The organism is Paenibacillus sabuli (assembly GCF_014705605.1).
GTDB classification, from domain to species: domain Bacteria; phylum Bacillota; class Bacilli; order Paenibacillales; family Paenibacillaceae; genus Paenibacillus_D; species Paenibacillus_D sabuli.
The window spans coordinates 1-25,876 of sequence record NZ_JACXIZ010000032.1; the positions used below are offsets into that span (position 1 = coordinate 1).

The 25,876-nt window shown below is 55.6% G+C and carries 17 protein-coding genes; 3 read left to right on the plus strand and 14 right to left on the minus strand.

What is annotated here, in order from left to right; translation table 11 throughout:
- The 10 genes from IDH44_RS17765 to IDH44_RS17810 form a co-directional block, all read right to left on the minus strand.
- A partial coding sequence (locus tag IDH44_RS17765; protein ID WP_190920025.1) for a hypothetical protein occupies nucleotides 1-4,526 on the minus strand: 4,526 nt, incomplete at its 3' end.
- 15 nt (nucleotides 4,527-4,541) lie between these two features.
- Nucleotides 4,542-5,726 carry an S-layer homology domain-containing protein gene (locus tag IDH44_RS17770; protein WP_190920027.1) on the minus strand — a complete coding sequence of 395 codons (1,185 nt, stop codon included), beginning with the start codon at nucleotides 5,724-5,726 and terminating at the stop codon, nucleotides 4,542-4,544.
- A 242-nt stretch (nucleotides 5,727-5,968) separates the two neighbouring features.
- Entirely contained in the window at nucleotides 5,969-6,325 is a 357-nt protein-coding gene (locus tag IDH44_RS17775; RefSeq protein ID WP_190920029.1) for a hypothetical protein, read from the minus strand.
- Between the two features lie 941 nt (nucleotides 6,326-7,266).
- Nucleotides 7,267-7,815, minus strand: a complete 549-nt coding sequence (locus IDH44_RS17780; RefSeq protein WP_190920030.1) for a helix-turn-helix transcriptional regulator — start codon at nucleotides 7,813-7,815, stop codon at nucleotides 7,267-7,269.
- Nucleotides 7,816-8,000: 185 nt separating this feature from the next.
- The gene (locus tag IDH44_RS17785; RefSeq protein WP_190920031.1) at nucleotides 8,001-9,143 is read right to left on the minus strand and encodes a trans-sulfuration enzyme family protein; all 1,143 of its coding nucleotides are present in this window, start codon (nucleotides 9,141-9,143) and stop codon (nucleotides 8,001-8,003) included.
- Nucleotides 9,143-10,756 (minus strand): extracellular solute-binding protein, encoded by a 1,614-nt coding sequence (locus IDH44_RS17790; RefSeq protein WP_190920032.1) that lies wholly within the window; start codon nucleotides 10,754-10,756, stop codon nucleotides 9,143-9,145. The genes IDH44_RS17785 and IDH44_RS17790 overlap by 1 nt, the downstream gene beginning before the upstream one ends.
- A 30-nt stretch (nucleotides 10,757-10,786) precedes the next feature.
- Nucleotides 10,787-11,722, minus strand: a complete 936-nt coding sequence (locus IDH44_RS17795; protein ID WP_190920033.1) for a carbohydrate ABC transporter permease — start codon at nucleotides 11,720-11,722, stop codon at nucleotides 10,787-10,789.
- A complete protein-coding gene (locus IDH44_RS17800; RefSeq protein ID WP_317890205.1) occupies nucleotides 11,716-12,678 on the minus strand; it encodes an ABC transporter permease in 963 nt (320 codons plus the stop codon). The genes IDH44_RS17795 and IDH44_RS17800 overlap by 7 nt, the downstream gene beginning before the upstream one ends.
- Nucleotides 12,679-12,782: 104 nt before the next feature.
- Nucleotides 12,783-14,351: a response regulator gene (locus IDH44_RS17805; RefSeq protein ID WP_190920034.1), complete on the minus strand. Its 1,569-nt coding sequence runs from the start codon at nucleotides 14,349-14,351 to the stop codon at nucleotides 12,783-12,785.
- Nucleotides 14,326-16,119, minus strand: coding sequence for a sensor histidine kinase (locus IDH44_RS17810; RefSeq protein ID WP_190920035.1), 1,794 nt, complete (start codon nucleotides 16,117-16,119; stop codon nucleotides 14,326-14,328). The genes IDH44_RS17805 and IDH44_RS17810 overlap by 26 nt, the downstream gene beginning before the upstream one ends.
- A 194-nt stretch (nucleotides 16,120-16,313) precedes the next feature.
- Between IDH44_RS17810 and IDH44_RS17815 the strand changes: the two genes are divergently transcribed.
- The 3 genes from IDH44_RS17815 to IDH44_RS17825 are packed head-to-tail and all read left to right on the plus strand — an operon-like array spanning nucleotide 16,314 to nucleotide 19,595.
- On the plus strand, nucleotides 16,314-17,453 hold the full coding sequence (locus tag IDH44_RS17815; protein WP_190920036.1) for a Gfo/Idh/MocA family protein: 1,140 nt from the start codon (nucleotides 16,314-16,316) through the stop codon (nucleotides 17,451-17,453).
- The gene (locus IDH44_RS17820) at nucleotides 17,450-18,589 is read left to right on the plus strand and encodes a mandelate racemase/muconate lactonizing enzyme family protein (protein ID WP_190920037.1); all 1,140 of its coding nucleotides are present in this window, start codon (nucleotides 17,450-17,452) and stop codon (nucleotides 18,587-18,589) included. The genes IDH44_RS17815 and IDH44_RS17820 overlap by 4 nt, the downstream gene beginning before the upstream one ends.
- Nucleotides 18,579-19,595, plus strand: a complete 1,017-nt coding sequence (locus IDH44_RS17825; RefSeq protein ID WP_190920038.1) for a Gfo/Idh/MocA family oxidoreductase — start codon at nucleotides 18,579-18,581, stop codon at nucleotides 19,593-19,595. Before IDH44_RS17820 ends, IDH44_RS17825 begins: the two co-directional genes overlap by 11 nt.
- A 326-nt stretch (nucleotides 19,596-19,921) precedes the next feature.
- Here the strand turns inward: IDH44_RS17825 and IDH44_RS17830 are convergent, their stop codons facing one another.
- Genes IDH44_RS17830 through IDH44_RS17845 form a run of 4 tightly spaced genes read right to left on the minus strand, consistent with a single transcriptional unit; the run spans nucleotide 19,922 to nucleotide 25,876 of the window.
- Nucleotides 19,922-22,351, minus strand: coding sequence for a hypothetical protein (locus IDH44_RS17830; protein ID WP_190920039.1), 2,430 nt, complete (start codon nucleotides 22,349-22,351; stop codon nucleotides 19,922-19,924).
- Nucleotides 22,348-22,761, minus strand: a complete 414-nt coding sequence (locus IDH44_RS17835; RefSeq protein ID WP_190920040.1) for a hypothetical protein — start codon at nucleotides 22,759-22,761, stop codon at nucleotides 22,348-22,350. The genes IDH44_RS17830 and IDH44_RS17835 overlap by 4 nt, the downstream gene beginning before the upstream one ends.
- Nucleotides 22,758-24,134, minus strand: a complete 1,377-nt coding sequence (locus IDH44_RS17840) for an RAMP superfamily CRISPR-associated protein (protein WP_190920041.1) — start codon at nucleotides 24,132-24,134, stop codon at nucleotides 22,758-22,760. The genes IDH44_RS17835 and IDH44_RS17840 overlap by 4 nt, the downstream gene beginning before the upstream one ends.
- Nucleotides 24,131-25,876: an RAMP superfamily CRISPR-associated protein gene (locus IDH44_RS17845; protein ID WP_190920042.1), complete on the minus strand. Its 1,746-nt coding sequence runs from the start codon at nucleotides 25,874-25,876 to the stop codon at nucleotides 24,131-24,133. The genes IDH44_RS17840 and IDH44_RS17845 overlap by 4 nt, the downstream gene beginning before the upstream one ends.

The following is a 25,876-nucleotide window of genomic DNA, read 5'->3' on the forward strand; positions in this document are numbered from 1 at the left end:
TTCTCCGCGTCCTCGCTCGTCGTCTGGTACTCGACGTCGGTATCCACCAGCGCCACATTCGTCAGGCGCAGCTCGTTGCTCAGCACGGCCAGATCCGCATACAAGACCCGGTCGAATTCCGTCCGTTGGATTTCCGAGTACGGCCCGAACTTGCCGCCGGAGAAGGTGCTGTCCGTGATGTCGATCAGCGGCGCGCCGTTCACGTAGACACGATGCCGATCATCGAGCACATGGATGCGAATATCTGCGAACGTGCTGGCAGGGGTAGCCAATGCAATGCTTTTCAGCACGGTCCGCTTCCCATTGCTGACCTTCACCAGCCGCAGCGTGTCGCGATTCATCTCGACGCGGTACATGTTGCGGTTGTCCTGCATCTTGTACGAGAAGCCGGAGTATAGCTTGCTGGAGCCGACCTGATTGAGCCGCATCCGGAAGCGCAATTCGATGTTGTCCAGGCTTGGACCGCCGCGCAGCTGCTGCTGTGTGAGCAGCGGAACGGTGGACGATTCCTTCGGCGCGCTTTTGTATACATAGAGCCGGGATGTGCTGTCGGTATTTTCCCGCACTACAAGCGATCCGTCGTCAAGCAGTGCTTCCGATCTTGTGCTGCCCGCGTAGCTCCCGATATTTATCGTGTTGCCGGTGGCCAGCTCAACCGCCTGGAGCGTTTGATTCGCGCCCCACTGGTACATGTATTGATCGTTGGTGAGTTCGGTAGCACCGGGCAATGAGGTGCGGGTCACCTCGCCGTTTCCCCACTTGAGCAAGTTGTCTGTTTGGATAAACACATAGTCAGCCGATAATTTTTTTGAGCTTTTCGAGTAGCCGACTCCCAACTCGCTCAAACGTTGAATTCTCTCGCCATTGCGCATGTCGATCACTTCTCCGCCGTAATCGTATTCATGCAAGATTCCCGTCTTGCCGTCCGGCGAAACGAAAATATCTTCGGCGGCATCGTCTGCATTTTTGACATGATCGTCGAGCCGGATCAAAGAAAACTGCTTGGTAAATGGATTAAACTGATTCAGTGCAGCTCTCTTGGGCCACTGCCCGTAATCAAAACCATAGATGTACCACTTTCCTTTGGCGTCATTCTCAAATTTCTTCCCTTCTCTCAGCATCCTCGTAATCCGTAAATCATTGTCTTCTTCATCATCGGATGACCAGCTGCTGACAGGCGTCTCGTCGTTCTGCCACGTGTACCCGCTTATGGTATACCGATTATCGCTGCTCGTATGCTGGTTCACATCCGGGATATGCGCAACAACAAAATCCTGGTATCCAGCATGTGTGATGTTACCAGTACGTGCAGTTTTGCCCTGCCCAATCTGGATCGGCGGCGGCAACGTTGAGCGGTGAAACGGTGTGCCCGACGGATTTACAATCGAATCGAATGTATACCACTCATATTGGTCCGAGTAGGGATGGGCGAGGACCACGATCTCATGGATACGATCGATTTTAAAGATGACCCGATCCTCTCTTCCATTCCCTTGCTTCGTACCTGAGCTGGAAAAGGCAACAACAAAATGATCGCTGTTATCGTTTTTCGCATTACTGAGCATCCAATCCTCATTCAGATAATGGTGCTCATACGTATATTCACGAAATGTGCTCGTATCCCAATACGTCAAGGGAAGTGAAATCGTTCTAGTGCTGCTGAATGGCGGCAGCACGGCAGGGCTAAGGTAGATTTCACCTTCTGTCGGCACGTGGCCAAGGTACCCTGTTGCCGGATTAATCATCCAATCCTTTCGTCTGCTTTCACTGGCAATGTCGGTGTTCTTCCACGTGGAAAGTAAAAACTTCTCGTTGGAAATCGAGATTTTAGGTATGGCCACCGGCTCTTGCACGGTAGACTGGATATCGAACGTCACAAACGGCGCGTCATTGACGACGTCGACGATCTCCACCGTGCAGGCCCGCTTGCCCCAGTCCTCCTCCGCGCACACTTCGTATTGGTACTTCCCTACGCGCGTAAACGTCTCGGTGAACTTGTACAAGCCGTTGACGCTGATGCTCAGCGGCGAATCATTGGTGAAGGAGCCGTCGTTGGCTGCGTCGTAACGCCGCTTCACCGTCCGGCTGACGATCTCATCCCCATCCGGACTGCTGGCCTCCACGCTATACGTGAACGGCGTATTACGCACCGCCGTGCGCGAGCCGATCAGCTCTACCTCGGGCGGCAGATCCTCCAGCACGGTCAGCTCGTATTCGTCGGGCTCGACCGATTTCAAGCCGATGGAATCGTATACATGCAGCGTGATGATTTCTTGGCCTGGATTCGGATAAATCTCGCGCACATTCGTCCACTCGTCTCGGCTATGGTTGATGCTGCGGCCAACGGGGCTGTAGCTGCGCGAGCTATCGAATTCACCTTCGTACGGGCGCCCCTCGACGACACGCTCCGGCCCGTCGATGACCGGCACCGGATTCGGTGGAATGACGCGAATGTACGTTGTCGCTTCCGCGCAGGCACCGAGCTCGTCGCACATCGTGCCTTTAATGTTGGCATGCATGCCGAACTGCGACATCAGGATGTCGGAATACCCCTGCTGGGGAATCGTCTTGGCCCAGTCCGTGCTCTCGGTGAAGTCGAAGCCGCGGAAAATGGTCTTGTGCCCTTCCGGATCGTACGGCGTCGGCACCGACGGGTCCTCGATCACGACCAGATTCAGCCGGGTGCCTTCCTGGGCCGAGTACACGGGTACAGTCGGGTGCTGCGGATCGACGAAGGCGATCTGGAACACCGGCGGTCGATTGTCCGCCGCCACTTCTACCTCCAGTGGCTTCGGTCCGATCCATTCCGATTCGCCGCAATCCGTAAAAATCTTGAGAAACACCTGATGCGAGCCGGTCTTGATCGCACTGGGGTATGTATCGTACACGAATGACGATGACGTGGTCATGCCCGTCGCATTGATTGTGCTGGTCGTGCCGGACGCGACATGTACAATGCGGTAACGATGGGATTGATAGGTACACCCGTTCATTTCAAAATCTTTGGGCACGAGTGCGAACGGATCTTGGTAGTCGATCGTCCCCGGGACCACTTCGAAGTCACCGCTGAATGTGCCCGGCTCGTTATCGCTGGCTTCATAGTAGAATGAAACGTACGCCTTCTTTTGAGACGTTGTCATGCTGACCGGTACCGAATCGTGGCCGGTATAGGCGCTGCCGTAGCCGGTGTAGTACACGTTGGAGCCAATCAGGTCGCCATACGCTGCCTTTCCGTTCAATGTTTGGCTATATGGCAAGGGCACGATTTGGAATTCCTCGTCCGCAAGCGTGAACGGACCGCTGGAGCCGGTCCGGACCATGTGTCGGATGTTCAACTCGCCACTGCTCTCCGGCACGACGGGCTTATAATACAGGTAGAGATAATAGATACCGTAGGAACCGTCGTACGTAAAGGTTGGCGGATCGCTCGTTTGGATCGCCCCGCCGCTTGGCGGCGTGCCGGTGGTGGTTTTCTTGTAGCCTTCGTACGTGTAAGTGGGATTGGAGGGCGGTGTCGTCGAATACGACTGGCCGACCTCCATATCCCTCACGTCGTCCGGAAAGACGGCGGCCAGGCTCTGCCCTGTCGTGGTATAATGCCGGGTAATGAGCTTCCCTCCGGCCGGGCCGTAGGTTACCTTGAGCGTGCCGGGAAATTGATACGTCTTGGATACGAAATCTGCTTTGAACTTGGCGAAATAGATGTTCATTTGCGCCCATGGATTGGACCAAGGTTGATTGTATTCGTCATTTATAAAGTCTTGACCGTAGTAGATATGGATCGTGTCGGTATCGACGACTTCGAAGTCGTGGTAGCGGGTACTATTGTCGGTGTATCCTTTTTTTTCGAGTTCAGTCATTTCCACTTCTGTTTCAAAGTCAGCAAAAACATTTTCTGCTTGCAATTCGTTCTTGGAGACAGCATAAGATGGAATCGTCATTGCAGTATCGGCCCCATCAAGTTTGTAGGGCTTATTCCGGGTTAATACGCTGATCAACTCATCATAACTACAACCGGGCCACATCGGAACGTTATCTTTGTCGGGGTCCGACGGCCCTTCCGCGCAACCGTTAGGTTGTACGCTGGAGTACCATCTGCGTCCGTCTCCTTTGCTGCCCAAGCCATAGCGATCCCAGGTATACCATCCCCCAAATCCGCCATTGTTGTCTTCAGATTTTACATCCAAAGGAGTTCCTGTTATTTTACTTCTGCCTGACCATGTTTGTTTTCCGATTGCAGCGGTAACTTCGATCATTTCTTCTGATCCGATATACCATGCCAGCTTCTCGATGACCTTTCCCTCGCCGGCATCTAGGGATATCGTACTCGACTGCATCGTTTCGTTCGGGCCGTACATTGCCCCACTACTGCGATAAAGCTTGTCCTCCAGATCGCCGAAACTGACTGGAATGGTTTCTGTGATATTTGCAGCAATCGCTTGTGACGTAGGAGATAACGGAAATGCTGTAATCAGAAGGACAAATATGAGTATATATGAACCGCTGTTTTTCATAAATTTTTGCAAGTCCGGGCCTCCCCTTTAACTTTGCGTGAATAAGGTTAACGTTTTGTGAGTCGCATTGCTAGATCCCGGTGAAATCAAATCTATTGCAATAGAATCTTCATTGTCAAAGCGAGCTTTAGGGAGAATGAACGTGCTGGCTCCTGGCAAATGCTCACCGGTTTTTGTATACACAGCGGATAATCCGTTCAAATCACCTTCTATAAATGCATTGATGTCAGTAGTGCCAAAGCCAACCGTGCCAATTTTTTGACGTTGTCCTGTATCCGCATATTTAGAGGTATCTTTGTTGTAGTGAATCTTTGTCGAGAAATAGAGCAAATAGCTTTCAGGGAAATCTTTAATCGGGTGCATCCCGTAGTATTTACTACGCATCCAAATCAAAGAATCAATATCCTTCACCACATGCCGGTACGGATCGTTCGGGTCTTCCAGGTCGATGACGTACAGGTTCAGCATCTCGCCTTTATACAATCCGTCCTTCGTCTCCATCACATAGCCATTGCGGCCGAACTGCGTGCCGATGCGGTCAAAATGCAATTCGTTCTCCAAGGCCGTGTACATGTTCGTGCGATGCCACGCCAGCTCCGCGTCCATCCGCGTGTTCCTGTCGGCTGGCTCGAGCGTCTGGCCGTCCTTCACCTTCAGCATGCGCTCAATGATCGTCACCGCCTGCGCCCGCGTCGTCTCCCCCTCCGGCGCAGCCTTGCCAGCGCCCATGCCCTTGACTAGGCCGAGATTCGCAGCGACGTACAAATATTCCTCGGCTGTTTCCTGATACGCAAATTGCGAATACATTTCAGCCCCTACAGCCCGGCCAGCAAGCATGGCCATATCCTTGCGCGGAATCGGCGCGTCCCAAGAAGCGTCCTCGAAGTCGCTCGTTTTGTAGATTTTCGCCCTCGTTGCAGCCTCGACATACGGCGCGTACCATTTTCCACCTGCTGCCTCATTCGTTTGCATTCCAAGCGCGTCCACGGTCATTTTCAAAAACTCGGCATACGACACCTTGCGATCTGGCCGGAAGGTGCCGTCTGGATAGCCCTGGACGTATCCTTTACCGACCGCTCCCATGATGCCACTCTCCCCCCAATGGCCTGTCACATCGCTAAATTGCAGCCTCGCCTCCTCGGCAAAAGCCGCATAAGCCAGCGCCAGCCCCGTAAGAAATGCACCAACGGTCAACAGGATGATTTTTTTCATGATTTCATCTTCCCCTTTACTTGTTTTGATTGTACGCCTGTGGTCGTTCCGGTTCCCTTCTACCCTTCAAGGCAAAGCACCATGCCGCCGATTGGCGGCACGGTGCATTTTTTAAATGTTCAGTATTGATAAGCTTCACGCTTATTAACGGACTCTACATTCTCGAAAGTAACTTGCGTCGCGACCAAAGATTGGCCCCAGCCGCTTCACCTTGATTCGGTTTAGATCTTCTTTGACGATGTTTATGATCGATCTTCGTTATCCGGCGTATCCGTTTTCTGCTTGCGCTTCCCGGGATCCAAGAGCCAGCTCGGCACCCCGCCCGGCTGCCCATACCGCGAGTTTCCTTGCCCGATCTCCAATCCTGCGCCAAGTCCCATCCGGACCTTGTAGCGCTGCGCCCAATTCGTCATCGCCTGCCGTGAACGATTGGCCGGAGCTACCGGATTCCAGTAGCCATAGGGACGTGTCGACTGTCCATTCTGGCTATGCCTCCCCTCCCGAGCCCCGCTGCCTGGTCCTACAGATCCTCTTAATGTCTGTGCTTGTTTATTTCCCGGCAGCACCGTGAGATGCCGTTGCTCTCTTCCATCCTGCATGCGTTCCTCCTCAGCTTGTTCTTGGAGCGTCCTGCTCCCCTCGCCTGTCGATGTTTTCCTCATCCATGATTTCGAAGTCCCTTTTTGCATGGCCATTATATCCCCCCATCCCTAATTCCAAGGTCGCAATCAACCTTGACTAATTAGTCCTTAAGACGCTCTCCCTTTCCATTTCGACATAAATCCTCATAATCCTCCCACCTTCGCCCAGTTCATCCTGAACATGACAAACAAAAACACCCACAGCAAGGCAGATCTGCCTGTGCGGGTGCTTCCCACTTGTCGCAAATTGTATGCCCCTATTATAGGGCGTTCTCCAAAATAATACAATACCTATTACAAAATTAGACATGAACGTTGAAATAAGCAAGCCGCTCCGATTGTCCGAAACCTTCAAAAGCCTCACATGTCAGGCCCCGATGAAACGCGCTCCATTTGTTTGTCCAAACCCCCGCAATCCCATGGACTGATGGGACACGCTCTGAGCTAACGGTTATTATCGCGCTTATTTCGTCCAATTTTAATTGATTTCGAACCTAATGGTTGCCACAGCGCTTATTTGTTCCAAATCATGCTTTTTTGATCGATTTCACAGAAATAAGCACTGTGGTAACCGTTACAATTTAATCGATGCTGTTTTAGGCCGAATAGCCGCTGTGGCAACCGCTAGATTCGTTGATCCTGCTTCTGAGCAAGCAAAATCGCCTTCAAACCCACGTCAACAAACTGTTGCCGCAGGTCCAAAGGCGATTTCGTTTCGGCGTGGTACTGCTTCGCGCATGAGACTGTTTCGCGCATTGGGCCTTGCTCAAGGTGGCCGTCCGACCGTCGTCATGCCGCCGGCCCCCGCGCTAGGAGCTGCGTACGGAGGGAAAAGCACATGCATGGCCGCCGACTTTCGCATTGGCACCTCCGCCCTTGGCGCTGACACACGCGGCGGATCAGGCGTGACGATGCCGCCGCCGCGGCGAGCCCGACTCTCCTGCAGCGCCGCATTGCACGGCCGACTGATAAGCCCCCGGCGTCATCCCCGTGGCCTCCTTGAAGGAGCGATTGAAATGCGACGGATCGTTGAAGCCGATGCGCATGCCGATCTGGGCAACGCTCTCCTCGGAGCGCCGCAGCAGCCGCTTGGCCAGTCCGATGCGCTGCTCCATCAGATAGTGGTACGGCGTACAGCCGTTGTATTTCTTGAAAATCTTGAACATGTGCGAACGCGACAGGTGCTCGCGCTCGGCGAGCTCGGTCATATCCAGCGCGCGGCAGCAGTGCCCGGCGATGTAGCGCTGCAGCCGTTTGGCAATTCGCTGCATCTCGCACGCGCTGTGCGCCGTCTGGTCCGACTGCTGCTGCTGACGCGGGTGCTCGTCCTTGCGTTGGCGAGCAGCGCCGGGATAGGTCCAGAGCATGCGAGAGGAAGCAGCGCCACTGCGCCGATCTTCGGCAGTGACAGTAGATTGTATCTCGGCAATGCCGGCAGATCGTAGCATGGGCAAGTCCTCCTCTTGTTCACAATGTCGCAAGCACACGGCTGAGCGCGGGTGCAGACGCACGCCGCAGTACCGAATGCGCGCCTCGCCGCACGTTCCTCTAGTTCGGTGAAGGCCGATACGTATGCAGGCTTCAAGTACTGGTCCCGCTTGTATCCAGCCATCACGCGCTCATCACGCGTCCATCACGTCCGGGCGATACGGCGCAAGCCGCGATCCAGGTCCTCCATGATGGCCGCCGCGCTCTCCAGTCCGACCGAGATGCGCACCAGTCCCCTCGGAATCCCCGTGTGTGTGAGCGCCTCTTCCGGCAGGCCCACCCCAGGGAAATTCATCAGGCTCTCGAAGCCGCCCCAGCTCGGGCCGATCTCGAAGACCTCCAGCGCCTTCGGCAGCTCCTTGATCCGCTCCTCGTCCGCCTTTGGAATAAAGCTCATCAGGCCCGAGCTGCCGGACATCTGCCGCCGGACCAGCTCGGACTGCGGATGGTCCGCCAGTCCCGGGTAGTAGACCCGCTCCACAGCCGGATGCGAGGCGAGGAATTGCGCGACCTCGGCCGCATTGGCCGCGTGCTGGGCCATCCGCACCGGCAGCGTCCGCAGGCCGCGCGTGAGCAAGGCCGCCGTCTGCGGATCCATGACCGCGCCGAGCATGCCGCGCTCGGCATGCTTCATCTGCTCGCATAGCGCGGCGGAGCCGATCAGGACGCCGCCGATCAGGTCGCTGTGCCCGCCCAGGTACTTGGACGCGGAATGCACGACCGCATCGATGCCCAGCCGCAGCGGATTCTGATAGAGCGGTGTAGCATACGTATTGTCCACCATCGTGGCAATCCCTTTGCTGCGCGCCAGCTCGGCGATCGCGCCCAGGTCCTGCAGGCTGAAGACATTGGACACCGGCGACTCGAGGTAGACCAGGCTCGTGTTGTCGCGGATGGCGGCCTCGAAGTCCTCGATGCGCTCGCCCGATACGAGCGTCGTCTCGATGCCGAAGCGCGGCAAGTAGTCCTCCAGGAACAGCCTGGCCGGCGTGTATACGCTGCGCAGCGTCACGATGTGCGCGCCTTGCTTGGCGTAGTGCAGGATGCCCGCCGTGATCGCGGCCATGCCGGAGGAGAAGGCGAGCGCCGCCTCCCCCTCCTCGAGCAGCGCCAGCTTGCGCTCTGCCACTTCTACGGTCGGATTCGCAACCCGCGAATACGTATAGCCGTGGTTTTTCGTTTTGCGCGTGTAGAGCGAACTTTGATAGATCGGAGGGACGACCGCCCCGTGAAACCGGTCGTAGTCGTCCCCGCCATGCATGCAGATATCCTGCTTGCGATTCGTCATTACTCGATCCAGCCGATTTCTTTCAGACCGGCTGTGACTTCTTCGTCGTACGTCGGTCCGCCCATTTGCTCCCAACGCTTCAGCATCGCTTCATACGCGGTGTCGAAATCGTCGGCAATGATGATTTTGGACAGCTCCTCATACAGCATCGCATCCAGAGAGCTTGTGTTCTTCTCGCCGAACGGGCGCTCATTGGTGAGCAGCGGCTGGAACTCCGCATATTCCGTTACGATTTCCCGATACTCGACGACCTTGGTAGCGAACCATTCGCCTTCGGTCTCGTACTGAATCAGAGCCGTGTCCGACGGATACCATGGCAGCCCGAGGCTCATGATCGCCAGGTCGGAGGAATACCAGCTGATTTCGTTTTTCTTTTTGTCCGGATCGATGACCAGACGCAAGCCGTCTTCCATCGTGTATTGCTCGCCTTCGAACCCGTCCATCAGCGTGACCATGACGTCCGGATCGGACATCCAGTTCAGGTACTTGATGACGGCGTCGGTTTTGTCCGCGCTCGTCTTCGGCACCATGATGAACATGCCAAACGGATAGCCGGCCGTGATCATTTGCGAGCCGTCCGGCGCGACGAACGGTTCGACCGTTACCCAATCCACATCCGGCATTTTTTCGCGCATCTGCTTATCCAGGTTGTAGGCAGGTTCGTTGGAATCGACGAAGCCGACACGACCGGCGAGCAGATTTTCGCTATGGTTTTGCGAGTTGACGTCGGTGATGAATTCCTTCGGAAGAAGTCCTTCTTTATAGAAGCGGTTCATCGTTTCGAACAGAGCGCGTCCTTCTTCGGTGACGATTCCGGAATGGAACTCTCCATCCTTGATGTTGCCGGTCGGCAGGTAGATCTGCGTGCCGGGACCGTCCATTTTCATGCCCAGTCCGAAGCCCACGCCGTACATGAAGCCCTTCATCGATTGGCCGAACGCCGGAATCGAGTACGGAATGACTTTGTCCGCGCCTACGTCGCCCGGATCCTGCTCCTTGAACGCCTTGAGCACCTCGTACAGCTCGTCGACCGTCGTCGGCACATCCATGCCGACCTCATCCAGCCAATCTTGACGAATGCTCATCGTCGGACCCGTCGTGTTCGGCTTTTTGGCCATCACGGCATAGCGCGTATCTTCATACGTACCGGCCGCTTCCATGGCTTCCTTGTTGTTCTCCATCAGGTCCTGGCCATACGCCTCGATCGACTCGTCGAGCGGCGCCAGTCCGCCTTGCGAAGCGAATTTGAGGAATGTATTGGCGTCATACGTCAGCACGACGTCCGGCGCCGTCCCCGAAGCCATCCACGCGCTCAGCTTGGCCGACTCCTCGGAGCGCGGCAGCGGCACGAACTCGATCTGGATGCCCAGCTCGGCGACTTGCTCATTGATCCAGCGCGACATGAGCGTGTCGGTGATTTGCTGGCCTTCCGGCGCCGTCCCGCGATCCCAGATGGAGACGCGGACCGTTTCCATCTCCGCCGGCTCTTCGTTACCGCCATTGTTTCCGCTTGCCCCGCTATTGTTGCCACTGTTTCCGCCATTGGCCGAACAGCCCACAATTGCCAGCACGAGCAGCAAGATGCCCATGACTTGTCCTGCTTTTTTCATCATACCCCGTTACCCCCTAAAGTAATGATTGCATTATCCTTTAACCGAACCGATCATGACCCCTTTGACAAAATATTTTTGCAGCCAAGGGTACACCAGCAAGATCGGAACGGTAGAATAAACGATGGTTGCGGCCTTGAGCGATTCTTGAATCAGCTCGAGTCCGAGCTCCTGCTGGAGCGTCTCCATGGATGTATCCATCTGCGACAGCAGCAATATATTGCGCAGCTTGACCTGCAGCGGATACAGATCGGGATTGTCGATATAGAGTACTGCGGCGAAATAGCTGTTCCAGTGCATGACCGCATAGAACAAGCCAATGGTCGCCAGCGACGCCTTGGAGAGCGGCAGCACGAACTTGAGAATATACTTCAGATTGCTGCAGCCGTCGACAGTCGCCGATTCCCGAATCTCGTCCGGCATGGACCGGAAGAACGACATCATGATGAACACGTAGAAGGCGTTGACCAGGCCCGGGACGATGAGCGCCCAGACCGTATTGAGCAGCCCCATCTCCTTGACGAGCAAGAAGGACGGGATCATGCCGCCGGAGAACAGCATCGTGATCAGGATGAAGTTGATCACCGGCACCTTCCATTTCAAGTCCCGACGCGACAGCGGATACGCCGTGATGACCGTGAAGATGACATTGAGCATCGTGCCGACGACCGCCAGGAAGATCGTGACGAGCAGCGCCCGGAAAATAACGCTGTCGATCAGTACCGCCTTAATCGCATCAAGCTGGAAGTCCACCGGCCAGATGAAGACCTGCCCGGTCTGAATCGCATACTCGCCGCTAAACGCAGTGGCGAACTGATTCAGGAACGGAAACACGCACAGAAAGGTGAAGAAGATGATGAAGCCGTAATTGAAAATATTGAACAGTACATCCTGGTAGCGAATCGGCTTTCTGCGCTTCACACTGTTGTTGACTAAGCTGTTGTTGTCTCCACTGCGCTTGTCTACCATAGTCCCTGCCCCCCTGCCCGGCGTACCGTATAGTTGGCGCCCAGAATGAGTACAAGGTTGACCAGCGACTGCACCGTATCGACTGCCGTGGTGATGCTATAGTTGCCTTGCACGATGCCGTAAGAGTAAATAAATGTCGATATTACCTGGGAAATATCGAGTACGATCGGATTTTGCAACGCAAAAATGTGCTCGAAGCCGATCGTGGTCAGGTTGCCGATGTTGATGATCAGCAGGATCAGAATCGTCGGCGCGATGCCGGGAATTGTAATAAACCACATCTTGTTGAAGCGCCCCGCGCCGTCCATCTCCGCGGATTCGTACAGCGCGGGATCAATCGCGGTCATCGCGGCCAGATACAAGATCGTACCCCAGCCGGCGCTCTGCCAGATGCCCGAGAAGACATAAGAAGCCGTCCACCAGAAATCGTCGATCATGAAATAAATGTCGCTAAGCCCAACGGCGCGCAGCAAATGATTGACGACGCCATTCTCGGGCGAGAGCACATTGTAGACGATGCCGCCGAGAATGATCCAGGACATGAAATGCGGTACATAGAGCAGCGACTGCGTGAACCGCTTGAAATAGCGCGCCCGCAGCTCGTTGAGCATAAGCGCCAGGATGATCGGCGCCGGGAAGCCGAATAGGAGCGACCACAGATTCAGCAGCAGCGTGTTGCGGATGATCGGCCAGAAGTTCGGCAGCTCGACCATTTCCTTGAAGTACTGCAACCCGGCCCATTCGCTGGCCCACAGCCCCTGAAAGATGTTGTAATCTTTGAAGGCGATAATATAGCCGCCCATTGGGATGTAACGAAAAATGAGGAAGAACACAATGCCGGGAATAAGCAGCAGATAGAGGTCGTAGTTTCGTTTCCATTCCTTTTGCGCCGCCTTGCGGCGTGACACCTTGGGCAGTGGCTGCGTTTGCATGGCGGCAGTTTCATTGCTTCGCACCCACATTCCCCCTTTCCTGATTCGTGATTCACTATATGTTTATTTAATCAGGAATTGAAAACGGTTACCATTTGAATATTTGATCATTTTATATGTTATTTTGATTAGCCGTGGTTATTTTTATATTCCTGCGGGGAAAGATGCTCGTATTTTTTGAATACCTGGTAAAAATAAATGTAATTCTTGAAACCCGTCAGCTCGCTCACCTCGTAGATGCGGCGGGCCGGGTCGCGAAGCAGGCGCTTGGCCGCCTCCAGCCTTGTCCGCGTGACGATGTCGACGAAGCCGGAGCCCGTCTCCTTGCGCAGGATCCGGCTCAGGTGGCCGGAGCTGATCTGGAACCGTTCGGCGATGACCTTGAGTCCCAAGTCCTCCGCATAATGCGCCTCGATATAATGCAGCACCTCCTTGACCAGCGAGCTGTACGCCGGCCGGCCGGCGTCGAGCTGCTCGTGGCAGGCGGCCAGCAGCTCGCGCAGATACGACTCGGCCTGCGCCATGTCGCCGAGTCGCTGCACCCGGTTCAGAATTTCGTCGACGCTCTGTCCGAAGGCGGCGTCGGAGTTTGTTTTTTTGTAATAATGGCGCACGATCGTCAGACTCAGCTCGCCGATCAGCCCCTTGGCGACCGAGACATTGCCGCGGGCGTAGGCGGCGATCCGCGCCAGCACGGCGCCGACCCGCTCCTCGAGCTCCGCCTGCGTGCCCGCAGCCAGCTGCGTCTGGAATTGCTCCAGCTCATGCAGGATCGACAGCTTGACATGATCGGCATCGAGCGGCTCGGCCGCCTCGAAAAACCGCAGCCGCAGACGCCGGCCGGTCTCCAGAAATTGCAGACGCAGCTGGTCAAGCTGCCGCACCGGCTCGCTCCATGCGTAATAGAAGCCGTGATAAGGCGCTTCGTCCAGCAGGCGGTCGAGGGCATGGGCCAAGCTATCCATATGCGTTCGAATATCCGACTGCTGCCGCAAATTGCGATACATGAACACAAATACCGTCTGATTCAGCAGGTCGATGCGGAACAGCTCCGGATCGTCCTCCTCCTGCCAAGGCTGCAACAGCGCGTAGATCGCCTCGTTCAATCGCGCGAGACCCTCCGGCGCCTCGACGCTCTCCCACGGCGTCGCCGCACCGTCGCCGACGATAAGCAGCGCATAGCGGCTGGCTTCCAATCGGTGCATCCCGAAGCGCTCCAGCGAATCCGGCACGCTGACGCGTCCGGTCAGTACATCGGAAATATACTGCTTGCGCGCCGATGGCAGCAGCCATTCGTCCTCCCGCTGCTTGCGCTGCTCCGCCGCCAGCTCGCGCACTGCCTTGGTGACAGCCGCCTCAACCTCTTCGTGATCGATCGGCTTGAGGATATATTCCGCGACCCCCAGGCGCAGGCATCTGCGGGCATAATCGAATTCCTCGTAGCCGGTGATGACGATGATGCGGCAGCTCGGCAGCAGCTCCGCTGCAAATTCCGCCAACTGCAGGCCGTCCAGCCCCGGCATGCGAATATCGGTGATGATCAGATCCGGCCGCAATTCCTCAATCAGACGCTGCCCGGCGATGCCGTCGGCCGCGCTGCCGGCCATCTCGCAATCCAGCGCCGCCCAATCGATCGTCTCCACCAGCGAACGGCGAATGAACGGCTTGTCGTCAATGACGATGACTTTGGCTGCCAATGCTGAGTTCCCCCTTTGCTTTGGGCATGCGAATGCGGATTCGCGTCCCTTCGTTCAAGCGGCTGCGCACGTCGATCCCGTAGCGCTCGCCGAATAACAGCTGGATGCGCATGTGTACGCTGCGCACCCCGACCCGCGTGCGCCCTGACGGCTCCGGCTCGTCCCCGGCGAGCAGCGCGGCGACTTGCGCCTCCGACATGCCGACCCCGTTGTCCTCGACCTCCATCACCAGGTCTGCGCCCTCCTCGCGGCAGCGGATCGCAATATGCCCGACGCCCGGCTTCTCCTCGATGCCGTGCACGATCGCATTCTCGAGGATCGGCTGCAGGATGAGCTTGGGCACCGTCCACTGCAGCGCGCGCTCCTCGATCTCGTATTCGACCTGGAGGCGATCCTCGTAGGTAATACTCTGCAAGGTCAGGTAATCCCGAATCAGTTGGATCTCCTCTTCGAGCGGGATGAACTTCTGCTTGCGCCCGAGACTGCTGCGCATGAGCCGGCCGAGCAGATAGATCATCTGGCCGATCTCCTTCTCCCCGCGCAGCCGCGCCAGTCCGTGGATCGACTCGAGCGTGTTGTAGAGGAAGTGCGGATTCATCTGGGCCTGCAGGGCCACGTACTCCGACTCGAGACGCTTGTATTCGGCGCGCTCCTTCTGCAGCTTCTCCTGGCTGGCGGTATAGATCAGCTCCTGGATCTTGACGGCCATGATATTGAAACGCTCGGCGATGACGCCGATCTCGTCGCGCGAATCGGACGGCATGACCGTATCGAGCACCCCCAGCGACAGATTCTTCATGCTGCGCACGAGCCGATTGAGCCGCTTGGTGATGTAGCGCGAGAGGATGTCCGCATGGACGAAGGCCGCCGCAAGGGCGACCGCAAAAATCACCACCGCCCAGTACCGCAGCTCCTTGATCCATCTCGTCAATTGGTCCAGCGGCACCGCATTGAGCAGCCGCCAGCGCCCGTCGGACGTCTCGTAATCGGTGACGATATAGCGCTTGCTGCCGTGCGTGAGCTCGGCCGCGGCGCCCTGCCCCGCCTCCTCGTACAGCTGCGCTGCCTCCGGACCACCGTAGATCAGCAGCTCGCCGCGGCGATTGGCGAACATGATCTCCCCCGCCTGGGCGCTGCCGGGATACATGCTGCGAAAAAAATCGGTGTCGACACCCACGACGAGCGTGCCGCAATACGCGGACGTACTCGGATCGTACATGGCGCGCTGCATCAGCACGACCCTCTGGTCGCCGGGACTCCAGACCGTCTGGCCGCGCCGATCGATCAGCTCCGTGCGCCGCTCCGGCGTGAGCTGGTACGCATCCAGCGCCGGATTGACGGTCGAGGACAAGCGCATCTGACGGTAGACGGTGCCGTCGAGCCCCTCGATCATCGCATACGGGAAGATATTGTAGGCGTAGACCATGCGATACAAAAACTGCTTGATCGCCTGGGCCATGAACACGTTGCCGACGCCTTCTCCCTGCTGCTGCACCATCACGCTGCAAAAATTGGCCCGTTCATATTCCTGGAACGTCAAGTCCTCGAGATCCACCACGCTCTGCTCGACCTGGCGAGCGATCTGGTTGAGCAGCAGCGTCGAGCTTTCCGCCGACATCGTCTTGATCGAACGAATGGAGATGTAATAGTTGAACAAGCTGCTCGTCGCCAGCACAATGCAGAGCAGCAGCATAAAAGCAAACAAAAAACGGGTTCGAAGACTGAAGGTTCGCGTATGATTCCCTGGGTCGTGGCTAGACACCGGCATCCCCCATTTTCTCATTCTGCACACCGTATGGGCTGTGAACAGGCATACTGTTCATTTTACCGCATCTGCCGCGCGATGAAATCAGCAAGGATTGGATAATCGTCTTTAAATTGCCCGATTCGTCCTATTTTATCGATGCCTATAGTAGACTGGAGTCAAATTTGGCAACACTTACGGCAAGGAGATGAGTAATAATGGGTTCTAAACTAGGAATCGGAATTATTGGATGCGGCATTATCGCCGCCCGCCATATTGATGCATGCAAGCAGCTCGGCGAGTGGTGCGAAATCAAGGCCGTCGCCGACATTTCCCGGGAAAAGGCGGAGCAAGCAGCCGCCTCGGCCGGCGAGGGCACGGCGATCTATACGGATTACAAGGAAATGCTGGAGCGCAGCGATATCGACATTATCAGCCTGTGCACGCCGCCATTTTTTCATAAAGAGCCGGCGCTGGCCGCCTTTGCGAAGGGCAAGCATGTGCTGGTCGAGAAGCCGCTGGCGCCGTCGCTGGAGGACTGCGATGCGATGATCGCCGCGGCGCGCGCGCACAATTGCAAGCTGGCGACCGTCTTCCAGCTGCGCTTCCTGCCGGATATTCAGAAGATCAAGCGCATCCTCGATTCGGATGTGATGGGACCGCTCGTATCCGCCCAGATGAGCGGCAATTACTGGCGCGGGGACAAGTATTACGACGTGCCGTGGCGCGGCAAGTTCGCCAGCGAATGCGGCGGCGTGACGATGAATCACGCGATTCATACGATGGATCTGTTCCTGTGGCTGATGGGCCAGCCGCTCGAGCAGGTACGAGCGGAGATGGACACGATCAACCACGACATCGAGGTCGAGGACTGGTCAACCGCAACGATGCGCTTCGCCGGCGGCGCGGTCGCGCAGGCGACCTGCTCGCTCACGACTGTGCGGGAGGGGCACGAGATGAACTTCTCCTCGCAGCGCCACTACGTCGGCTTCCCGTATGCGCTGCACGCGGTGCAGCAGACCGACCTGGGCGGCGCCAAGATGGACCGCGAGGCAATCGCCGAGCTGGAGCAGGCGGCGCTGCCCACGGGGGATGAGCCGGAGCTGCCGACGCTCGGCCATTGCCATCAATACTACGATCTGTTCGAAGCCATCCGCACGGACAGCGAGCCGATGATCAGCGGCGCCGAAGGACGGCGCACGATCGAAGCCATCACCGCGATCTACAAATCGGCGACGCTCGGCGAGCCGGTCTCGCTGCCAATCGCGGATAGCGATCCGTGGTACACCGCCGAGGGCATCCAGCGGCTCGTGAAGCGCTCCGGACGCGGCGAATCCGCGCAGGAGTCGACGTCATGATCATCCAGCGCGCCGAGATCTACCCGCTGCACCTGCCGATGAAGGCGCTGTTCAAGACGTCGCGCGGCGCGATCGGCGGCGCGGGCATGGAGCGCACCGTCGTGCTCGTCAAGCTGACCAGCGACACCGGCGTCGTCGGCTGGGGCGAGGGCTCGCCGAGCCGGCTCTGGTCGAGCGAGACGATGGAGAGCGTGGTCAGCGCGCTGCAGCGCTACCTGCTGCCGGCCGTCATCGGCCGGGCGGTGAGCGATCTGGCCGGGCTCCACCAGGCGATGAACGCCGTAATCGCGCCGGGCTTCTCCATTGCGCATCCGATCGCCAAGTGCGCCGTCGATACCGCCGTGCACGACCTGCTCGGCAAGGCGCGCGGCCTCTCGCTGCCGGAGCTATGGGGCTACGCACCGACAGACGAGGCTGTGCTGAGCTGGACCGTCAGCGCCGGCGACGAGACTGCGCTGGACAGCGCCATCGCGGAGGGGCGCGAGCGCGGCTATGCCAACTTCAATCTCAAGCTCGGCACCGATCCGGCCTTCGACCTGCTACAGTGCGAGCGGGTGCGGGCGGCCGCGCCGGACGGCTTCCTGTGGGGCGACGCCAACGGCGGCTACCGCTTCCACGACATCCTGCGCCTGCTGCCCGATCTGGAAGCGGCTGGCCTCGATCTGCTGGAGCAGCCGCTGCCAGCCAACCAGCTGCGCGATCTCGCCGCGCTCAAGCAGCGCATGCGCATCCCGCTCGGCGCCGACGAGCCGATCATCGCGCCGCGCGAGCTGATGGAGTGGATCCGTCAGGACCTGATCACCGCCTATGTGGCGAAGCCGTCGCGCAGCGGCGGGCTGTTCCCTTCGCGGATCTGCATGGAGATCGCCGACCACGCGCCGCTGATGACCGTCTGCAGCGGGCTGACCGAGACCGGGATCGGCCTCGCGGCCAATGCGCAGCTCGCCTGCGCGTTTGGCATCCAGCGGCCGTGCGCCTGGAACGGGCCGCAATTCCTGGACGAGTCGCTGCTGACCGAGCCGCTGACGATCGAGGGCGGCAAGCTGCGGCGGCCGGAGGGGCCGGGTCTGGGCGTGACGGTGGACGAGGACAAGGTGCGTCATTATACGAACGGAGGCGAGCTCCATGTCGAATGAGCTGAAGCTGGGCCTGATCGGCCTGGACACGTCGCATGTCATCAAGTTCACCGAGCTGCTGAATAATCCCGAGCACCCGCATCACGTGGCAGGCGCGCGCGTCGTGGCCGGCTATCCCGGCGGCTCGCCGGACGTCGAAGCGAGCCACACGCGCGTGGAAGGCTTCACGCGGCAGCTCGCCGAGCAGCATGGCGTGGACGTGCTGGAGACGCCCGAGGCGGTCGCCGAGCAGTGCGACGCGCTGCTCATCACGAGCGTGGACGGGCGCACGCACCGCGAGCTGTTCGAGCGGATCGCGCCCTATCGGCGGCCGGTCTTCATCGACAAGCCGTTCACCTGCAGCCTCGAGGACGCCGAAGCGATCTATCGGCTGGCTGCCGTACAGCGCATCCCCGTCATGACCACGTCGGTGCTGCGCTATCTGGAGGCCTTCGAGCGGGAGCTGGATACGGAGGAGACTGTCGAGGGCATCGACTGCTTCACCCCGCTCGTGCTGGAGCCGACCAATCCGGGGTGGTTCTGGTACGGCATCCACGGCGTGGAGATGCTGTTCCGCGCGCTCGGCACCGGCTGTGCCGAGGTGACCGTGACCGCCGAGACGGCAGGAGCCGCCGAGAGCGGGCATGCCGCGGACGCGGGAGCTGCTAGCGCAGCAGGGACGCGTACCGGCGGCGCGGACACCGATTCGGGGGACGCACAAGTCGCCAACGTGCGTGCCGAGATCGCGGTCGCGCGGTGGGCGGACGGCCGGATCGGCACGATTCGCGGCAACCGGACGCGCAGCTACCACTACGGCGCGACGCTGCACTTCGCCGGCCGCAGCGCGGCGGTCAGCTCCGCCTCCGGCGGTCGGCCGATGCAGGCAGGGCTGCTGGAGCGCGTGCTGCACATGTTCCGCACCGGCGAGCCCGACGTCTCGCCGCAGGAGACGCTCGCCATGATCCGCTTCATCGAAGCCGTCAACACGAGCCGTACGACGGGAACGACAGTAAAGCTCCAGCCTTAGGCTGGAGCTTTTTTTTCAGCTACTCGTAATAATTGCAGGACCGTCTGGTGTCACGCGGGCCTTTCGTCAGCGCAAACGTACGTTAGGGTGGCCCAGGTCAGAAGGGCAGATCAGCGGACCTGAAATAGGCTCTCTTACACCAAAAGAGCTGAGGTCCGTTAGAGAGTACGGACATACTGCGGAGACTCCCCAACCACGTTAGCCTCAAATTCAAGCAGTTGACCATAATGCTTGTATGCGGAATTCCACGCCGTCCTGCCAGATCATCTGATGCAGCATCAAACCATTGTCGCAGCTTTAACCATCCGGCTTGCGTTTTATACAAACTATAGCGGCTTTAATACCCAGTTGGTTGGATATCCTCCATCTTTATTGGTTTCTTTATTTATTTTGTCCTGCAGATTGTGCCAATTTACTCCCGGTTCAAAAACTTGCTTACTCTTCAGATAGCGTTTAAAGTGGATATGTTTGAAATAGTCCCGCGGCTTCAAACCCTCGTAAATAGAATTGAGGAATGCATCAACATACGTTCCAACTTGCTCTTCAGATAATTCTTGGCACTCTTCCGAATGTCCATACATCAGGGCTTCAAAACTGTTATCATTCGGCTCAAGTTGCACCTTGATCTCGAAAACTTGAACTTTTCCAAAACCGTAAGGTTTGGCCCCGCCGATCGATTCAAACAAGTTGTCGACATCCAGACCTAAGGTTCCCACCTTATCTTTATATTCCGATGTCCGATGAAGCTGCGAAATATCCAATGCCAGAATGAGCAAGCCTAGCTCATCTTTGGTCAAATTTGAAAAAGCGATTTCACCGGAAAGTTTAATACCGTCCGGCTGGAGGACACGTTTTGTGGAAAGCAACGAATCCCTTCCTGTATCTTTCTTATCAATCTTTGGTTCCGTATCTCCCATCGACTTATTTAAAATGTGGTAGTACTTGCGGCCGTTTAATTTAGGCTTTTCTTTTTGAGCATAAGTACTGGCCTTCCCCTTTTTCCTCTCCGGTTGCTGCAAATACATCCTGCTCGCTGAAGCATACGGCGTCAATAGTTGGAAGTTCTTATCATTAACTTGCGGCTTGCCTGTAATGTGAATTGGTGAAAAGCGTACCCGTGACTTGTAGGATTCTGGCGCTTCCTTTTTTGAGCTTGTCCGGGCTGCATAACCAAACAAGGCGTTGGCATAATCGATTCTGTCACCATCAGGCGTGCCTAGCAGATCGTTTAGTTGGTGCTTATACGGAACTTTGAAGTATGGCGTGCGACCAATCAGCATTTTCTTACCTGTGAACAGAAAAAATACGATCTTACGGCCTTCTTTCCATTTGCTCTCGTATTCAAACAAATCATAAAACTTTCGAAACTCTTTTGATGATTTACCTTTTTTATTAGGCCTTATCTTACTTAAAAACAAGTTATAACTATTAATTTCTTCTTGACTGATCACAACTGTTTTGTCATCAACCGGCTCGCCAATAACATAATGACTTCTTTTTGAGAACGCATTAGTCGAATTAAACAGCCTGCCTTTTGGCCAGTGTTCTTTTTGGCCGGCTCTCGAAATGCTGGTTATTGTCCCGTTATCAGTAGTTTGATAATAAACTTCTCCCGATTCATAAGGTTGAAATTCCCTGTTTTTCTTAATGAAAGCCTCATATAAAATATACATGCGCGCTTTCAACCCCCACCGTTGTGCGCTCTTTCCTGCCAAGTCAGTTAAAATATCGCTTTTACTGCATTTTCTCAACAATTTCTCAAGCAGCAATTTCTCTATTTTATCTAATTCTTGAAACACCGTGTCTATTTCTGCATGTTTCCATTCGCTAATTTTAAACATTTTTTTACGCGACATTTGCGTGAAACTAAATTGGTCTATAAAAACTGTTTTAAAATGATTTTCTAATTCAACACTTAGCAAATGTTTATTCTGAAATCGAATGCCTTTTATTTGCTCCGATATCTGATTTATTTCTTTCTCAATCTCATTTAAAAGCTCCAGATATGACTCTAATGATTTTTTGTCGTATAATAACCACGACCGGTTTAATGAAAGATTCCATTTTTTTAATTGATGTTCTTTAACTGATGAAAAATTTTTACTACCGATTGGTTTTGCCGGAATAAGGAAAAAATCATTTCCTTTTTTATGTAAATACCCGGCTCGAACCACATTTTCGATTTGAAATGTTTGATCCATCTCTTGCTTTTCTTTTTGTACTTCTGAATCTAATTCTGAATCATCGTTCATTTCAAAAGGATCATAAACAGAATTACACATTAATTGATACCTGTAAGTTTCTTTGTCTTCCCCCGCCAAATCCCGATACAACATCTCCGTACGATCAATAAAGTCCGGGGCGCTGGCGCTAAGAATTTCGGCATTGCTGCGCAGCTTTCCTCTCATCATACTGCCCGCGAGAAACGGCTTGTCCTCATAGTCCTTCCGCAGTTCAACTGCCAGCGGCGTACATGGCTTGAGTTGATAGCGAATACTACCACTTAGGCGCTCGTCCCGACCACGGATCGGAAGATGGCTCGGAAGCTTGCTTTGTTCATACTGAAGATAGTCACTATCCTCTCCATTCCCTGGAAAAGGAATGAAATGATAAGGCAATGTCACTTCTTTAAGTGGCGGCTTATTTCTGTCCGATTGTTTTCCCTTCCCGTTCTGATTATTCCCACGATCGTTCCCACTTCCATTTCTTTGTCCGCTTTGACGTCCCTTCCCATAATCCGAATGTTTCCCATTCATTCCGCCATCCCCTCCTCCAAGCCGTACAACACGGTTTTTGCCACAAAGGCCAGATTGTCCTTATAATCCAAATACTCGCGCACGACCAAAGTCTTGTAGGGCGAAGCGGTTTTTTTGAAGTGCCTGTCCAACTTATACTTGCGCTCAACGCTCTCCGAATCGAGCCCGCTATGCTCCATCGGCGCGTACAACACCAGTTGTTCTCCGTCTCGGGCGAGATACAGCTCGCGTTGCGCATTAAAGAAATGCGCCTCAATCACGCGATCGTCTCGTATAGCTTGCGACAACCACGTATCACCCGACTCTTCCTCTTCATTTAATCGGCCCATTCGCACATCATCCAGCAAATGAACGATGTAATAATCGTCGCGCAGCTCCAACTCGGCAAAATCAAAAATCGGCTTGCTCATTCTGCCCTGCACCACCTTTCGAATTCCTTGTAGTATATGCGCAGCGTTGCTTCTACTGCCGATTCGATGCGGCCCGAATTGCTGAGCGACAAGCTTGTCTCTAGTCCGTGTCCCTTCATCACCGTATGATTGGCGTAGAATTGACCCAGACCAATCCCCGTTCTCCCACCGATTGGCAACTGACCGCTGCCCAGCAGGCGCAGCGCATACACGATTGGGAAGACATAGCGCCGATGCGACTCGTCAATGGCATCCAACCCAATCTCAATCACAGCCTCCGCTTGAATTTCCCGCTGTCGTTTCAGCGCCCCCTTGAACGCACTCCCTGTCAGACGGTCGATCTTGACATAAGTCGGCTCCGCGTCTTTCTCTTTTTCCGGTCGTTCCACAACCACACGCTTCACTTCGCTCAGCTTGACATCTTCGAAACTGAATTTACCGCGTCCATCCTTGCTTCCGAACATTTCCGCGCATTTCTTGTCCGCTAGCTCCGTACTGTCGGTCATGCGAATCAATAGCTTGTACACTTGCTGACGCAGCAGGCCTCTGATACTCGTGGCGGGAATGACATAAGTGCCTCCCTCCTTCAGCAACCCTGTGAGCGTTCCCTCTATTGAATGCTCCGACTCAGAAAGCGCAAAAGCTTGATACACCCCGTACGGGAACTTGCCGGACAACGTAAAGGACATCTGCGCATGAAGCTCGCCCTCGTCTCGCTCTGTCGATAACGATTCGGAATGATCATTCGAACCCTCGAAGAGGTACGCGTCAACATCTTCGGCACATTGAAAGGCCCACACTTGGCGCTCCAGCTTTAGCAATTCAAAGCATCCAAAGCCGTTGCTTTTCTTCCCGCCGAATTGAAGCGCCCCGGACTTAATGCCATTCTTCCATATTTGTATAAATGATTCGAAGTTCTGATCCTCGAATTCAATCGTAAAGCTAAGCTCCGTGCCTACTGGCAAGTATTCCAGCTTGTACTTTTGCTTATCAAGGGCCGCACCTGTATGCGCATCGATCGCCGTGCCTTCTCTGTAGACTTTCGGTTCTCTCTTCCCCTCTCGCTTCAATAGCCTAGCATCGCTAATATAAATAGAACTGGTGACAAAAGATTCTTTTGGCTTATCTGAGTTTGTATTCTCATCCTGCTTGACAGGTTCGACTCCGCCCATGCAGTTGCGGATATCTTGCTCCGGTACTTGAACCGCCCTCAAATAATCGCGAAGTGCGCCGCCGATTGCATTGCCGCAAAGAAAAGGCTCACCGCTGCTGTTTCGCAATACAGCTTTGCCGTCCTCACCGTCCTCGCCGTCACCGAAATGCACCGGCGACACCGATTGAATCGTGAAGCGATACCGCTGTTTCTGGCTCACGCGCCTTCGCCTCCTTTCCGCGTTTCCCGATCTTTGTGTTTTCTCCTCATCATCCAGAGACCTTGGCGCAGCAGCTCCGCGATGAATCGCTTCTGTCTCATTCGCTCATTCGTCTCATCCGCATATAACAATTCCGCCTTCACGCCGCCCAACATCTTTTGAGCATACTCCGTTATTCTGGCGTCTGCCTCCATCACTTGGTCTGGATCGCGGTACAAGTAATCCAATATTCTTAAAAAGTTCGCCCCGGCAATCGAACACTTTGCATTATCCGTCATATAATCCGGTTGCGATTCTCCCGAAGCTTTGCGTTGACTTGGTTTTGTTTCTTTTTGATCACGTTGACCCAGCCATTCTTCGACTTCCCGCAGCATGCGCCCCAAGTGATGATTGCTTAGAGTATCTGCCAGGATCAACGCGGGGCCGTTCTCCGTTGGAGGCCGAATCGCTGGCTTGGATTGATTTCCTTCAAGAGAAGTCGCGCAGATCATTTCGAGCCAATTCGTCTTGACATGTTCGCTCAAACCCGCATTCATAATGCGAATAACTTCCCAATCTTCGTCGTTCTCTTTCACTTGTAAATGACCATCCTGCGATGTTGCATGGCCAGCAGCCTCCTTCGGCCCCGCTGCGCCCATGACAAGACGATTCGGATAATCCAGATTCACGCCGATCCAGCCGAAGCCCTCCTGCGTCCGGTATCCATGCAATTGAGCTTCCAAGCGGCGAATGCCCGCTTGCAGCAAGCTTTCATCCGGCGTCCCCTTCAACTTGTACCGCATGACCGATCCGGCCTTGACGCATGCTTCCTTCGGATAACGCGCCTGCCACTTGGCGTTGTAGCCTTCCGTCATCCCGGTTTGCACATAAATCTTTTCTACGCTCACCTCTACTCCAAGCATCTCCTCTAGTCGCTCAACCGGATAGTGCGGGGCCGGCTGCCCATGCCCGTCACGGAAAATGCAATCCGAAAGACAAGTGAGGGTAAGATTACCGTTGACAACTTCTTCGCTGGACGGTAACCCCAACAGTCCCTTAGCCTCTTCATAGCCGAAAGGGCGCTCGGTCAAGCGCACGCTGCAGCGCCCATACCCGGAGCCGCGCGATCCGCCGATGTACCAATCCGGCTCCGCTTGCAGCACCGGCTCGATCCAATCCAGCACGTCTTCATCCGCCGCAATCAGCGCACGGAAGTGTTGACCCGGGGCGAGCGCCTGATACTGAAATAAATTTTCTTTTTCGCGCTGGTCTTCGTTCTTCTTCGTATTGTGATGCAGACGATACACCTTTTTCGGCTTCATCCCGTGTAGAGTCGGTTCACCGTTCACCTGGTCCCGGCCAATAAAACGTGGCTCCAGCACATTTTTGTCCTTACCCTTGTCACCCTCGAATAAATTGGAAATTGTGAACGGTTCAATGCTTTCATAATCGCCGTGCTCCCGCAGCCTGTGCATATACGCACGCCAGCGATGCTTGTCCATACGCAGATGCTGCGGAGCCGGCAGATACAAGACGTCTCCAGCGCTCGGGTAGGCTGGATAACAGTATAGTCGCTGTAACAGCGCGGCCTGCTTTTCCTCTGGAAACCGACCATGACGAATCAACTGCGCAATCAGTGCGCCACGCACTGTCGAACCCGGCAGATGGTCCTTCGACGGCTCATTTTGGTTGGCCTTGCTCCCGCCCGCGCCGATCTTCAGCGGCTCATGGTTCACAATCTCAATGATGCGGTAATGGCGCAT